Source organism: Qipengyuania citrea (assembly GCF_024171405.1).
Taxonomy (GTDB): Bacteria; Pseudomonadota; Alphaproteobacteria; order Sphingomonadales; family Sphingomonadaceae; genus Qipengyuania; species Qipengyuania profunda.
In genome coordinates, this window is the sequence record NZ_JALJZT010000002.1 from 1,816,973 (window position 1) to 1,829,444 (window position 12,472).

Annotated in this window: 14 protein-coding genes; 11 read left to right on the top strand and 3 right to left on the bottom strand. The window is 66.6% G+C overall.

The features are described from left to right. Nucleotides 1-3: 3 nt before the first annotated feature. The 11 genes from J2S32_RS09730 (at nucleotide 4) to J2S32_RS09780 (ending at nucleotide 9,611) form a co-directional block, all read left to right on the top strand. On the top strand, nucleotides 4-411 hold the full coding sequence (locus tag J2S32_RS09730; RefSeq protein ID WP_253520590.1) for a phage major tail protein, TP901-1 family: 408 nt from the start codon (nucleotides 4-6) through the stop codon (nucleotides 409-411). Further along, nucleotides 408-713 carry a gene transfer agent family protein gene (locus J2S32_RS09735; protein ID WP_253520592.1) on the top strand — a complete coding sequence of 102 codons (306 nt, stop codon included), beginning with the start codon at nucleotides 408-410 and terminating at the stop codon, nucleotides 711-713. The genes J2S32_RS09730 and J2S32_RS09735 overlap by 4 nt, the downstream gene beginning before the upstream one ends. Then, nucleotides 710-904 (top strand): phage tail assembly chaperone, encoded by a 195-nt coding sequence (locus tag J2S32_RS09740; protein ID WP_253520595.1) that lies wholly within the window; start codon nucleotides 710-712, stop codon nucleotides 902-904. The genes J2S32_RS09735 and J2S32_RS09740 overlap by 4 nt, the downstream gene beginning before the upstream one ends. After that, on the top strand, nucleotides 897-1,472 hold the full coding sequence (locus J2S32_RS09745) for a tail tape measure protein (RefSeq protein WP_253520597.1): 576 nt from the start codon (nucleotides 897-899) through the stop codon (nucleotides 1,470-1,472). The genes J2S32_RS09740 and J2S32_RS09745 overlap by 8 nt, the downstream gene beginning before the upstream one ends. Nucleotides 1,473-1,482: 10 nt before the next feature. Continuing rightward, the gene (locus J2S32_RS09750) at nucleotides 1,483-3,795 is read left to right on the top strand and encodes a DUF2460 domain-containing protein (protein WP_253520600.1); all 2,313 of its coding nucleotides are present in this window, start codon (nucleotides 1,483-1,485) and stop codon (nucleotides 3,793-3,795) included. Continuing rightward, nucleotides 3,792-4,607, top strand: coding sequence for a DUF2163 domain-containing protein (locus J2S32_RS09755; RefSeq protein ID WP_253520602.1), 816 nt, complete (start codon nucleotides 3,792-3,794; stop codon nucleotides 4,605-4,607). Before J2S32_RS09750 ends, J2S32_RS09755 begins: the two co-directional genes overlap by 4 nt. Beyond that, nucleotides 4,604-5,035 (top strand): NlpC/P60 family protein, encoded by a 432-nt coding sequence (locus J2S32_RS09760; protein WP_253520605.1) that lies wholly within the window; start codon nucleotides 4,604-4,606, stop codon nucleotides 5,033-5,035. The genes J2S32_RS09755 and J2S32_RS09760 overlap by 4 nt, the downstream gene beginning before the upstream one ends. After that, a complete protein-coding gene (locus J2S32_RS09765; protein ID WP_253520607.1) occupies nucleotides 5,023-7,212 on the top strand; it encodes a GTA baseplate fiber-binding domain-containing protein in 2,190 nt (729 codons plus the stop codon). Before J2S32_RS09760 ends, J2S32_RS09765 begins: the two co-directional genes overlap by 13 nt. A 12-nt stretch (nucleotides 7,213-7,224) precedes the next feature. Then, nucleotides 7,225-7,683, top strand: a complete 459-nt coding sequence (locus J2S32_RS09770; RefSeq protein WP_253520609.1) for a DUF2793 domain-containing protein — start codon at nucleotides 7,225-7,227, stop codon at nucleotides 7,681-7,683. A gap of 190 nt (nucleotides 7,684-7,873) precedes the next feature. Next, on the top strand, nucleotides 7,874-8,986 hold the full coding sequence (locus tag J2S32_RS09775) for an OmpA family protein (protein ID WP_320181147.1): 1,113 nt from the start codon (nucleotides 7,874-7,876) through the stop codon (nucleotides 8,984-8,986). Nucleotides 8,987-9,083: 97 nt separating this feature from the next. Continuing rightward, the gene (locus J2S32_RS09780) at nucleotides 9,084-9,611 is read left to right on the top strand and encodes a superoxide dismutase family protein (protein ID WP_253520611.1); all 528 of its coding nucleotides are present in this window, start codon (nucleotides 9,084-9,086) and stop codon (nucleotides 9,609-9,611) included. A gap of 1 nt (nucleotide 9,612) precedes the next feature. Here the strand turns inward: J2S32_RS09780 and J2S32_RS09785 are convergent, their stop codons facing one another. Genes J2S32_RS09785 through J2S32_RS09795 form a run of 3 tightly spaced genes read right to left on the bottom strand, consistent with a single transcriptional unit; the run spans nucleotide 9,613 to nucleotide 12,366 of the window. After that, nucleotides 9,613-11,202, bottom strand: coding sequence for an MFS transporter (locus J2S32_RS09785; protein ID WP_253520613.1), 1,590 nt, complete (start codon nucleotides 11,200-11,202; stop codon nucleotides 9,613-9,615). 4 nt (nucleotides 11,203-11,206) lie between these two features. After that, nucleotides 11,207-11,920 carry a 7-cyano-7-deazaguanine synthase QueC gene (queC, locus tag J2S32_RS09790; RefSeq protein WP_253520615.1) on the bottom strand — a complete coding sequence of 238 codons (714 nt, stop codon included), beginning with the start codon at nucleotides 11,918-11,920 and terminating at the stop codon, nucleotides 11,207-11,209. A gap of 44 nt (nucleotides 11,921-11,964) precedes the next feature. Beyond that, entirely contained in the window at nucleotides 11,965-12,366 is a 402-nt protein-coding gene (locus J2S32_RS09795) for a hypothetical protein (RefSeq protein WP_253520617.1), read from the bottom strand. Between the last annotated feature and the right edge of the window lie 106 nt (nucleotides 12,367-12,472).

Genomic DNA, 12,472 nt, shown 5'->3' on the forward strand with positions numbered 1-12,472 from the left:
GACATGACCGCCCAAAAAGGTGCCGCCTTCCTCCTCAAGATCGGCGATGGCAATTCGCCCATCGCCTATGAAACCGTCGCCGGCCTGCGGACCACGCAGATGACCGTCAATGGCGATACGGTGGTGGTGACGCACAAGCAGAGCGGCGGCTGGCGTGACCTGCTGTCGGGCGCGGGAACGCGCTCGGTCTCGGTCTCGGCCTCGGGCATCTTCCTCGGATCCGATGCCGAGGGCAGCGTACGCGGCCATGCGCTTGCAGGCACGCTCGCCAATTACGAGCTGAGCTTCGAGGACGGCGCCAAGATGCGGGGCCAGTTTCTTGTCCAGCGGCTCGACTATGCCGGGGATTTCAATGGCGAGCGGACCTATGCGCTGCAGCTCGAAAGCTCGGGCGAGGTGGTCCCCGCATGAGCAATCCGGTTCGCGGCGAAGCCACGCTGACCATCGCCGGCGAGGCGCATTTGCTGCGCCCGAGCTTCGACGCGCTGGTGCGCGCCGAGGAGGAGCTGGGTTCGCTGTTCGCACTGGTCGACCGCGCGGGCGAAGGGCAGCTGCGGCTGGCCGAGATCGCCGGCCTGTTCTGGCATTGCCTTGCCGATCGCGGCGAGCTGACCCGCGCCGAAGTGGGGCAGGCAGTACTCGACCGGGGCCTCGCCGCTTCGGCCGCGCCGCTGCGCGCGCTCCTCGGCGAAATCCTCAAGGGGTCGGGATGAGCACGACATTCGCAGCGCAGGCCGTCCGGCTGGCAGCGCTGGCGGCGGCGCATATGCGCTGGACGCCGCCGGTGTTCTGGGCCGCGACGCCCTCCGAACTCGCCGCCAGCCTTGCCCCACCCCTTTCCGCCGACACCCCGCCCACGCGCGCCGAAATCGCGGCGCTGATCGAACGAGATGCCCATGGATGACGAAATCGACGAGCTGATCGTCGCAGTGCGCGCCGATACGCAGGGTTTTGCCGCCGACATGCGCGCGATGCGCAGCGAGTTCGACACCACTGTGCTGGGCGGGTTCGAACGCGCGGGCAAGGTACTCGAACGCGGGCTGCTTTCGGCAATCCGCCAAGGCAGTCTTGGCTTCGACGACCTGCAACGCGTCGCCGCCGGCGTGCTCGACCAGATCGCGGCGCAGGCGCTCCGCCTCGGGCTCGATTCGCTGTTCGGCGGAAGCGGCGGCGGCGACGGACTTGGCAATCTGGTCGGCGGGGCGCTGGGCGCCTTGTTCGGCCTGCCCGGCCGCGCCACCGGCGGGCTGGTCGCGCCCGAGCGGCCCTATCTCGTCGGCGAACGCGGCCCCGAACTGTTCGTCCCGACCAGCGCCGGCCGGGTGGAAGCCAGCGTTCCACACGGCCAGGCCCGGCCCGACGTTCGCGTCGCGATCAACCTGGCCGCCCCGCGTGGCACTGCCGCCCCCGTCGCGCTCCAGCGCTCCTCGCGCCAGGTCGCGAGCGCGGTGCGGCGCGCGCTCTCGGTCTAGGAGACCCGCCATGTCATTCTGGCTTGCCCGCGACCGCAAGGGGCAGCATTCCGACTATATCCAGCGCTTCGACCCGCGCTTCTGGACGATCAATTTCCCGCGCCCGATGATGGCCAGCGTGGTCACCACCGCGCCCGATGCGCTGCGCGTGGATTGCACATTCTTCCACGAAGGCGAACTGGCGGGATTGATCTGGGAGAGCGAAGACCGGCTCGACCACCCGCTGCTCGGCTATGAAACGCAGCGCGACTACGCCCACTGCGTACTGCGCTTTCGCTGGCGCAGCGGCGGGGTCCTGGCGCTCGACGTGCCGCATGGGCCGACGCTGACGATCGAAGGCCGCGATGCCGCAGGTCAGACACGCGCCTGGTATGTCCGCCTGTGGAACTATGCCAGCGGCACACCGAGCGATGCGCAGATCGAGCTGCCCTTTTCCGCGCTGCAATCGGGCTATGGCCTGCCCGGCGAGGCAGTTCATCCCGCCGATATCGACCGCATGTTCATCAGCCTTGTCCCGCAAGGCTATATCGAGGGCAGCGAGGCGGTGCTTTCCGCACCGATCGATGGCTGGGCGGAGCTGACCGCGCTCTCCTGCGAGGGAGAGAATGCCTCGCTCGAAATCGGCGATGTCCTGATCCCTGCGCATGGCGAGCAGATCGCCACCGCCTATGATGACAGCTTCAACCAGACGCCCGCGCGCCTGCTGCGCAATATCGAGGGCCTCGGCTATCGCGGGCGGATCGTCCACTATGTCGGGATGAGCCATTATTTCCGGCTCGAGCCGCTGGGCGGCGCGCATTACGTCAGCCTTGCCGGCGGTGTGCTCAACGCCCCTTGCGAGGCTTGGCACCGCGCCTATGCCGCCGCCGCGCGCGAGCACGGTTTCGACCTGATCTGGTCGCTATCCTACGAATTGTTCGATGCGCATTGCTGGAACGACTGGAAGCAGCGCGCGCCCGATGGATCGCCAGCCCTGACCGGCTGGGTGCCGTCTTCGACACTGCTGTCGCCCGCGCATGGCGGCGCGATGGCCTATCTGCAGCAGGTCGCGCGCGCCTTCGTCACCATCGCGCAGGACGCGGCATTGCCGGTGCTGTTCCAGATCGGCGAGCCATGGTGGTGGACCGTTCCCGCGACCGGTGCCCCCTGTCTCTACGACGCCAGCGCGAAGGCTGCGCTGGGGGGCGACCCGGTGACGATCGTGTTCTTGCGCGGCCCGCTCGACCCGGCGCAGGTCGCGCTGCTCGATGCGGCGGGACAAGTGCTGGCGGATTCGACGCTGGCACTGGCCGATGCGGTGCGCGACGCGGCGGACGGGCAGGCCGAGATTCTGCTGCTGACCTTCACGCCGACCGTCCTCGATCCGGCCACCCCCGAGGCCTGGCGCGCCAATATGCCCACCGGCTGGCGATACCCCGCCTTCGACCGCCTGCAGCTGGAAGATTACGACTGGCTGACCGCAGGTGCCGAGGCAGCGCGGCGCCAGGCGCATGCCTTTGTCGACCGGCACCTGGCCTATCCGGCTGCCGCGACCGACTATTTCTCAGGTTTCGTGCTCGCTCCCGAAGATAGCGAGGAGTTCTGGTCGCTGATCGACCATGCGCTCGATGAAGCGCGGGCACGCGGTGTGTCGCAGCGCTTCGTCTGGGCGCTGCCGCAGGTCGCGCGCGATGGTTACACCCGCCTGCCTCCCGGAGATGACGAGATGATCCCCTTCGACGATGTCGCCTATCCCCTTGCACTTGGCCGCGATGCCGCGGCGAGCCCCGAGTTTTCGACCTCGGTCGCAGTGACCGCATCGGGCTATGAGCATCGCAATGCGTTGTGGTCCGATGCGCGCATGCGGTACGATGTCGGCCCCGGTATCCGCTCCGAGGCAGAGCTAGGCACGCTGATCGCCTTCTTCCGCGCGCGCTACGGCCCGGCGCGCGGGTTCCGGCTCCGCGATCCGTTCGATTTCAGCTCGAACGCGATGACCGGCATACCGGCGGCGACCGACCAATTGCTCGGCACTGGCGATGGCGCGGCCAGCCGCTTCCGCCTGGTCAAACATTACGGTGCGCAGCAACGCTCGATCACGCGCCCCGAAGACGGCAGCATCCGCGTCGCGGTCGAGGGTGTCGAAACCGCCGACTGGACCCTGGAGCACGGGGGCTGGATCGTCTTCGACACCGCCCCGCCCGATGGCGCAGCGATTACCGCCGGTTTCCTGTTCGATGTGCCGGTGCGCTTTGCCGAGGACCGGCTGGATGTCAGCGGCCTCTCCTTCGCCGCGGGAGAAGCGCCTTCGGTCCCGCTGATCGAAGTGCGCGAGGCCGCATGAACAGGATATTCTTCGCCAATGAGCTCGAAACCGCCGCGACCTGGTGGCGCGTCTATCGCCGCGACGGGGTGACGCTGGGTTTTACCGCGCATGATCGCGATCTGTGGTTTGGCGGCATCCGCCACCGCGCCGCGCCGGGCATGCTGCCCTCCGCCATCCGCCGCACCGCCGGGTTCGAGGACGATCCCGGCGATGTCGCCGGCGCGCTCAGCCATGCTTCGGTACGCGCGGAGGATCTTGCCAGCGGGCGCTTCGACGGCGCGCGCGTGGAAAGCGGGATCGTCGATTGGGAAACCTGCGCGAGCGCCACGCTCTACGTCGGCTCGATCGCGAGCGTGAGGCGCGAAGGCGCGGGTTTCAAGGCCGAGCTCGTCTCGGCCAAGGCGCGGTTGGCCGGGGATACGATCCCCCTCTCGAGCCCCTCGTGCCGGGCGCATTTCTGCGGGCCCGGCTGCGGCCTCAACCCGGTTGCCTTCGAAACTCGCGTACGGGTTGTCGCGGGCGATGCCGATACCAATTCGCTGCGCGTCGATCTGGCGGAGACGTGGCCCTATCGATACGGCGAACTGCGCTGGCTCGACGGACCCGCGACCGGTCTTTCGGCCCAGATTATCGACGCGGTGGGCGACACGCTAACGCTTGCCGAGCGCATCGAGCCGGAGCTGCCTGTGGGCCTGCGCGTCCGGCTGCGCGAGGGCTGCGACCGGACCATCGCCACCTGCACATCGCGTTTCGGCAATGCGGTCAACTTCCGCGGCGAACCCTTCCTCCCCGGCAATGACATGCTCGCGCAATATCCGGTCGCGCGGTGAGCGCGCGTGGCGACGAACTTGCCAACGCCGCCCAGGCGCTGGCGGGAGCACCGTTCCGGCTACACGGGCGCGAGCCTGTGACGGGTCTCGATTGCCTCGGTCTTGTCGGGCGGGCGCTGGAAGATTGCGGGTGGAGCGTGCGCTATCCGCAAGGTTACCGGCTTCGCAACACCGATATCGCGCCGTGGCTGGGCTTCGCCGCGCGCAATGGCCTGCGCAGTTGTGCCGGCCCCGTCCGGCGCGGCGATGTCCTGCTGATGCAGCCCGGACCCGCGCAGCATCACCTGCTGATCGCGCTCGGCGACACGCGCTTCGTCCATGCGCATGCCGGGCTGCGGCGCGTCGTCATCCAGCATTTCCCATACCCTCGACCGCCGCTGGCGCAGTGGCGGCTCGATCCCGACCCGGAGCAGATATGGCAACGCTAGTACTCGGAGCGATCGGCACGCTGGTCGGCGGACCGCTGGGCGGTGCGATCGGCGCCACGCTCGGCCGCGGGCTCGATAGCATGATCATCGGCTCGCCAAGCCGCGAAGGCCCGCGCCTGAAAGAGCTCGCCGTCAGCACCTCGAGCTACGGCCAGCCGATCCCCGCGCTCTACGGCAAGGTGCGTGCGCCCGGCACGATCATCTGGGCGACCGATCTCGAGGAACAGCACGAAAGCAGCGGGGGCGGCAAGGGCAAGCCGAAGACAACGACCTACAGCTATTCGATTTCGCTCGCCGTGGCGCTATCGAGCCGTCCGATCGACCGGATCGGGCGGATCTGGGCCGATGGCAATTTGCTGCGCGGTCGTGGCGGCGACCTCAAGACCGGCGGCACGCTGCGCGCCTATACCGGACATGGAGACCAAGTGCCCGATCCGCTGATGGCCGCGGATATCGGCCCGCAATGCCCCGCCCATCGCGGCTGTGCCTATGTCGTGTTCGAAGATCTCGCGCTCGAGGATTTCGGCAACCGCATCCCCGCGCTCAGCTTCGAAGTTTTTGCGGGCACCGCCGCGCATTTGGTCACCGAAATCGCCGGGCGGCAGGGCATGGAGAGCCGGCAGGCGGCCTTTCCCGCGCTTGAGGGCTTCGTGCACGAGGGCGGCACTCCGGCTGCGGTGTTGACGCTGGTCGACCGGCTGAACCCGCTCTCAGCGGTCTCGCGCAGCGAGCAGTTCAGCCTCGACGGGCTCGCGACGCCGGTCGGCGAAATTCCGACACTGCCGCCGGCAATCGCATGGGAGGAAGGCGACTTCGGGCAGGAGGACGGGACTGCGCTGGCGCGCAGCTCGGCAGAGGGAAACAGGCTGACGGCCTTGCGCTATTACGATCCCTCGCGCGATTACCAGCCCGGGCTGCAGCGCGCGGATGGGACGGCGACGGGAGCAGCCCGCGCGGTGCTGGAGTTCCCCGGCACCTTCTCGGCAACCAATGCCCGGTCGCTGCTGGCGCAGGCTGCAAGCCGCGAACAACAGCGCGGCGAGACGCTCGCCTGGCGGATGAGCGCAATCGATCCGGCGCTGGGCCCGGGAAGCATCGTGCGCGCTCCGGGCCTGTCCGGACTGTGGCAGATCATCGGGTGGGAATGGCGTGAGCGCGGGGTCGAGCTCGAGCTGGTTCGCTATGTCCTCCCGAACGGCGCCAACCGCACGGCCGATGCCGGGACGGCTTGGACGCCTCGCGACCGGATTGCAGTTGGCGCCAGCCTGCGCGTGTTCGAACTTCCGTGGGATGGTAACGGGGCGAGCGGGTCGATCCAGCGGTTCGCCGCGGTTGGGGCGCCGACCGGGCGCTGGTCCGGCGCCGCGCTGTATGAGCTGGCGGGCAACGCGCTCGTCCCGCTGACGGAGAGCGGCCCCGTCCGCGCCGTGAGCGGAAGCTTGCTCGTATCACTTGGCGCCAGCCCCGGGTTGCGGTTCGAGGGCTCAGCATCGATACAGGTCGCGCTGGAAGATCACGAGGCCGAACTCGAACCTGCCACGCCCAACGCTATCGCGCGCGGCGCCAACCGCCTGCTGGTAGGGAGCGAGATCGTCCAGTTCGCGCAAGCCCAACCTGTGGGCGAAGGCGTCTGGGAGCTTACCGGATTGCTGCGCGGCCGCGGCGGTACCGAGATCGAGGCGCTGGCGGGGCATGTGCCCGGCACGCTGGTCACGCTGCTCGACGATCGTCTGGTCGAACTGCCTGCCACGCTCGCCCTGGGCGAATGGAGCGAACTGGCCGCAATCGGATCCGCTGATCCCGATCCGGTGGTCGCGCCGCTCGAGAACGGGGGCAGGACCCGGCGTCCCCTGTTTCCGGTCCAACCACGAGTGCATGCGACGCCGGAAGGTGGCGTGATCCTCACCTGGACTCGCCGTGCGCGCGGCGGCTGGAGCTGGCTCGACGAAGTCGAGCAACCGCTCGTCGAACAGGCGGAAGGCTATGAGGTGGGGCTTGGCGATCCGGACAAGCCGCACCGGGTCTGGGCGAGCCCTGCGCCGCATCTGCAGCTGGCGCCCGCAGAGATCGCCGCGCTTGCCGCGCTCCATCCCGGACAGTCATTGTGGGTCCGGCAAAAGGGCAGCTTCGCGCTCTCGGCCCCGCTCCATCTCACCCCCATTCCCGCATCCAGCTGACAGGATATTGCGATGACCGAGCCCGTTGCCTTCGACACCACGACTCCGCGCCAGGCGCTCCCCATGTTGGTGGCGGGGCAGGCGCAGAAAGAATTTTTCGTCAACGAAGCTTTCGCGCGGATCGATGCACTGCTCCATCCGGTCGTCGAGGGTGTGGCCAGCACACCACCGGCCTCCCCCGCGCCTGGAGAGAGCTGGGTAGTCGCCGATCCGGCCAGCGACGAATGGGCAGGACATGCACATGCCTTGGCCAGCTGGGACGGCGCACAATGGACCTTTTGCGCCCCTTCCGAGGGCATGCAGGTCCTCGACCGCAAGCTCGGTGCGCGCCGGGTCTTTCTTGGATCATGGCAGGTTCCGACGCGGCCCACCCAACCGATGGGCGGGACCGTAATAGACACCGAGGCACGCGCAGCGGTCACCGCCATTATCGACATGCTTGCAACACTTGGGGCTATTCCGCCAGAATGACGGGAACCGCAGGCCCTCACTGTCGTTCGGCTGTCACGGAAGGGGTCCACACGACGGAACTCGTTCTCATCGTGCGGGAAAAGCGGTATTATTACCACAGTTCCCGGCGATTGTTTGCTTGCCACCTTTGGGGTAGAAAGTTAGATATGTTCCACTCGGTGGCTCCAATTCGCAAAAAGGGGAAACTATAATGCGGAAATTCGTCATAGGAATGGCGATGGCCTCTACGGCCCTTGCATCGCCTGCCCTGGCAAAAGACGACAGCTGGTATATCGGCGCCGAATTCGGCTCGATGCTTGTCGAAGATGCCGATTTCGACATCAATGATACGGCCGAAGCGCACGAAGTCAGCCATGACTTCGGCTTCGACGGCGGCGGCTACGTCGGCTACGACTTCGGCGGTTTCCGTCTGGAAGCCGAAGTCAGCTATCGCCAAGCCGATGTCGATGGCATCACAGTTGGTACGCCTGGCCTGACCTACGGTCCCGGCTCGGTTGCTCCAGCAGGCTTCTACGATGTTAGCGGTGACGTTAACGCGCTTTCGTTCATGCTCAACGGCCTGCTGGACTTCGGTCCTGATGACGGCCTGCAGGGCTATGTCGGTGGCGGTGTCGGCGTTGCCCGTACCAGCTACGAAGTGACCCCCTACTCCAACCTGGCATCGTCGATCGACGATTCGGACAGTGGTCTTGCTTGGCAGGTTCTGGCTGGCGTGCGCGCTCCGCTGACCGACAATGTCGACGTCGGCCTGCGCTATCGTTACTTCAACGCGGAAAGCGTGGAACTGGTCGATCTGGGCGGTAACTCGCTGGAAGACACTTTCACCAGCCACTCGCTGATGGGTACGTTGTCCTACAACTTCGGTGAGCCGGCTGCTCCGCCGCCGCCTCCGCCCCCGCCGCCGCCGCCGCCTCCCCCGCCGCCTCCGCCCCCGCCGCCGCCGGCGCCGGTCTGCGAGACGGGTCCGTACATTGTCTTCTTCAACTGGGACAAATCGGACATCACTCCGGAAGCAGCGACGATCCTCGACAACGCGGTTTCGGCCTACGCCAACTGCGGCACTGCCGCAGTCATGCTGGCTGGTCACACCGACCGTTCGGGTTCGACGACCTACAACATGGGTCTCGCCGAGCGTCGTAACGCTTCGGTCCGCGGTTACCTGAGCTCGCGCGGTATTCCGGATACCCGGATCACCAGCGAAGCCTTCGGTGAATCGCAGCCGCGGGTTCCGACTGCCGACGGTGTTCGCGAACTGCAGAACCGTCGCGTCGAAATCACTTACGGTCCGGGTTCGGGCATGTAAGCGAAGGCGACACGCCAAAAACACGAAAGGGGCCGGAGCAATCCGGCCCCTTTTTCGTTGGCTAGAGTAGATCGCCGTTCAATTCGAAAGGATCGCCATGTCATCCCGTCTTCTTTTGCCCTCGCTCGCCGCCCTGCTCATGGCAGGCTGCACCACGGTCGATGACCTGCCGAGCAACCGCATCGGCGAAACAACGCTGTATTTCGCCAACGGCTTGCCTGCCGGAACCGTCCAATTGTTGAGCAATGGCCAGACCGTCTCCGTGGCGATCGCCGCAGTCGGCATGTCGCAAGGCGAGCACGGGTTCCACTTGCATACGACAGGTACGTGCACTGCCCCCGACTTCACCAGCGCAGGCGGCCACCTCAACCCCGGCATGGCCACACATGGCTCGATGTCGCCCGGCGGCAACCATCTGGGCGATATGCCCAATCTGACCATTGGCGCCAATCGCGCCGGGACGGCCGAGGTCGCTCTGGACGGGAACGCCCGCGATGCGATCGATGATATTTTCGACGCCGACGGCACGGCTGTCGTCGTTCACGCAGGCGCCGACGATTACCGCACCGACCCCGCCGGCGACGCCGGTGCCCGGATTGCCTGCGGAGTGCTGAAGCCGGTCTAGCCTAGATCGGCTCGCCTGCCGCACGAGCCCGTTCGACCACGCTTGCCGCTGCCTGCGGTACCAGCTTCAGCGCTGCGATGAGCAGGACCAGACCGAACGGAGCGGCAACCAGCGTCGACAGCACGCCAAGCGACAGATCATCGCCGTTGGTCGCCGAGACATAGCCGGCCATGAATGGGCCAAGCCCCAGCCCGATAAGGGTGGTCGCGAGGAAGAAGGTCGCGGTTGCCAGCCCGCGCATACGCGGCAGCACCAGCGCCTGGCTCGATGCGGCAGCCGCCCCCAGCGCTGCGGCGCTGAGCATCTGTGCCAGGAACGCCCCGATATAGAACAGCACGACATCGTCGGTCGTATAGGCCAGCCACATGGCGGGTAGCGGCGTAACCAGCCCGAACAGGATGACCCACACGCGCCCGGCGGGACGGCGTTCGAGCAGGTAATCGGCCATACGCCCCCCGAGGATCACGCCAAGGAAGCCCGCAACTGCCGCAGGGGCGCCGAGGAACCAGCCCAGGTCGGTCTTGTTTACGCCCAGCGCGCGCTCGGCATAGGGCGCGCCCCAATAGGATGCGGCATAGGCGGTGAAGGCGACGGTCCCGTAGCCGAGAATGATGCACAGGAATGCAGGCGAGCCCCAGGTCAGCTTGAAGGTCGGCAAATCGCGCGCGCGCAGGCCCATCGCCCAGCTGAAAACAGCGTAATAACCGACGCCCAGGAACAGCCATTGTTCGAAAACGCCCGTCAGGCGCCACAGGGTCCAGGCGAGCGCCGCAAAGAAGGCCGCCCCCAGCAGGTTCAATACCAATGCCCCGGTTCCGCGCGCCGCAGCTCCGAAGATCGTGAAGGGTGGAATCACCTGAAAGAGCTCGCGGAAGAAACCGCGGAAGGGCTCGGGATCCTCGGGCGTCATCAGGCCGTCGATCGCGCCGCGCACCGGTTCGCGCAGCGTCAGCACCCAAAGTGCCAGTGCCAGCCCCGGGAGCCCAACCGAGAGGAAGGCCGCCTGCCAACCGACCAGCCCCAGCGGTCCGCCATTTGGGTACGCCGCGTTCCAGTTCTCGACCACCAGGCCGCCGATCAGCAGCGAGATGCCGCCGCCGATATAAAGGCCCGACGAATAGATCGCGAGGGCGGTGGCGCGCAGGCGTGCCGGAAACCAATCCGAGATCAGTGAATAGGCCGAAGGGCTGGCGGTTGCCTCGCCCACGCCCACGCCGATCCGCGCCACGGTCAGCGTCGTCGCGTTCTTCGCGAAGCCGGACAGCGCGGTCATGGTCGACCACAGCGCCAGGCCGATGCTCATCAGGCGGATGCGTTTCCAGCTGTCCGCGAGCCTGCCGAGCGGGATACCGAAGAGCGCGTAGAAGACCGCGAAGGCGGTACCGTAGAGAAACCCGAGATAGTCATCCTCGACACCGAGATCGGCCTTGATGTCATTGGCCAGGATCGAGAGGATCTGGCGGTCGATGAAATTCAGGACGTAGATCAGGACCAGGACGCTGAGGGCATACCAACTGTATGCCGGGACCTTGTCCGCCCCGACGCCGGTTTCTGCTTCGGTCGGCGCGGCGGCGTCGTTGGCTTGGCTCAATTCCCTACTCCGTCAGTTCAGGGGCATCCTTGGAATAGGGGGTGGTATCGACAAGGCCCGCCTCGGCAAAGCCTTTTCGCCGCAAGCGACAGGAATCGCAGGCACCGCAGGCAAGTCCCTTGGCGGTCGGGTCGTAGCAGGACCAGCTCCACGCCGGATCGAGACCCAGCCGATGGCATTCGCGCGCGATATCCGCCTTAGTCATATGCTGGAGCGGCGCATGAATTGCGAAGGGAGATCCCTCGACGCCCTGCTTGGTCCCCAGCCGCGCGGTTTCGGCAAAGCTGGCGATGAATTCGGGCCGGCAATCGGGATAGCCGGAATAGTCGAGCGCGTTCACACCGATGAAGATGTCACGCGAGGCCGCGGTTTCGGCAAAGGCGGTAGTCAGCGCGAGAAACACGAGATTGCGTGCAGGCACATAGGTCACCGGGATATCGCCGCCATCAACGCCGGTCTTGGGCACATCGATATCGTCGGTCAGCGCCGATCCGCCGAACCGGCGCAGGTCGAGCGGCAGTTCCACATGGCGGGTCACCCCGAGCCTGGCTGCGATGCCGCGGGCCGATTCCAGTTCGCGGACATGGCGCTGGCCATAGTCGATCGTCAGCACGTGCAGGGTATGGCCGCGCTCGCGGGCGATGGCGGCAGTGACCATGGAATCGAGCCCGCCTGAAAGCAGGATAACGGCGGGTCCGGGAGTGTCGGCTTTGCTCATGCCCGTCCGCTATGCGCGAACGCGGTAGCCTGCAAGTCGCGCGGTTAGTCGCAGCCACCCGTCCGGCGTGCCTCGGCGGTGAACTGGAAAGGCTTGCCGCCCGCGATGCCCTGGCTGTCGATCTGGACCAGCGTGTCGGATTCCTTGCGAATATGCGTGCGGCCATAGCCATTGCCGCGGCAGGTATATTGCACCGTCGTCTCATTCGCCGAGTTCTCGACCACGAAGCGGTTGCAGGTGCTGTCGGGGTGGCGCAGCTGAATCAGTTCACGTCCGGTACGCACGCATATCTTGCGCACCGACCCGCCATCGCGCGAGCGGACTTCCCACCCACCATGCGTGAGCGTGTCGAGCATCGTCAACGATGCCTGCGCGACGACCGGCGCGGCCAGAAGTGCAACCGGCGTAGCCAGCGCTGCGAACAGGAACGCTCGTGTGCGAGCCATAGGGAAAGTGACCTTTCGTCGGCGAGACCAGTCGCGGTCGTGATTCGGTGTCGATACGGCAGATGTAATACAGGAAATTGTCAGCGCGGCGTTGTATGGCAACGAC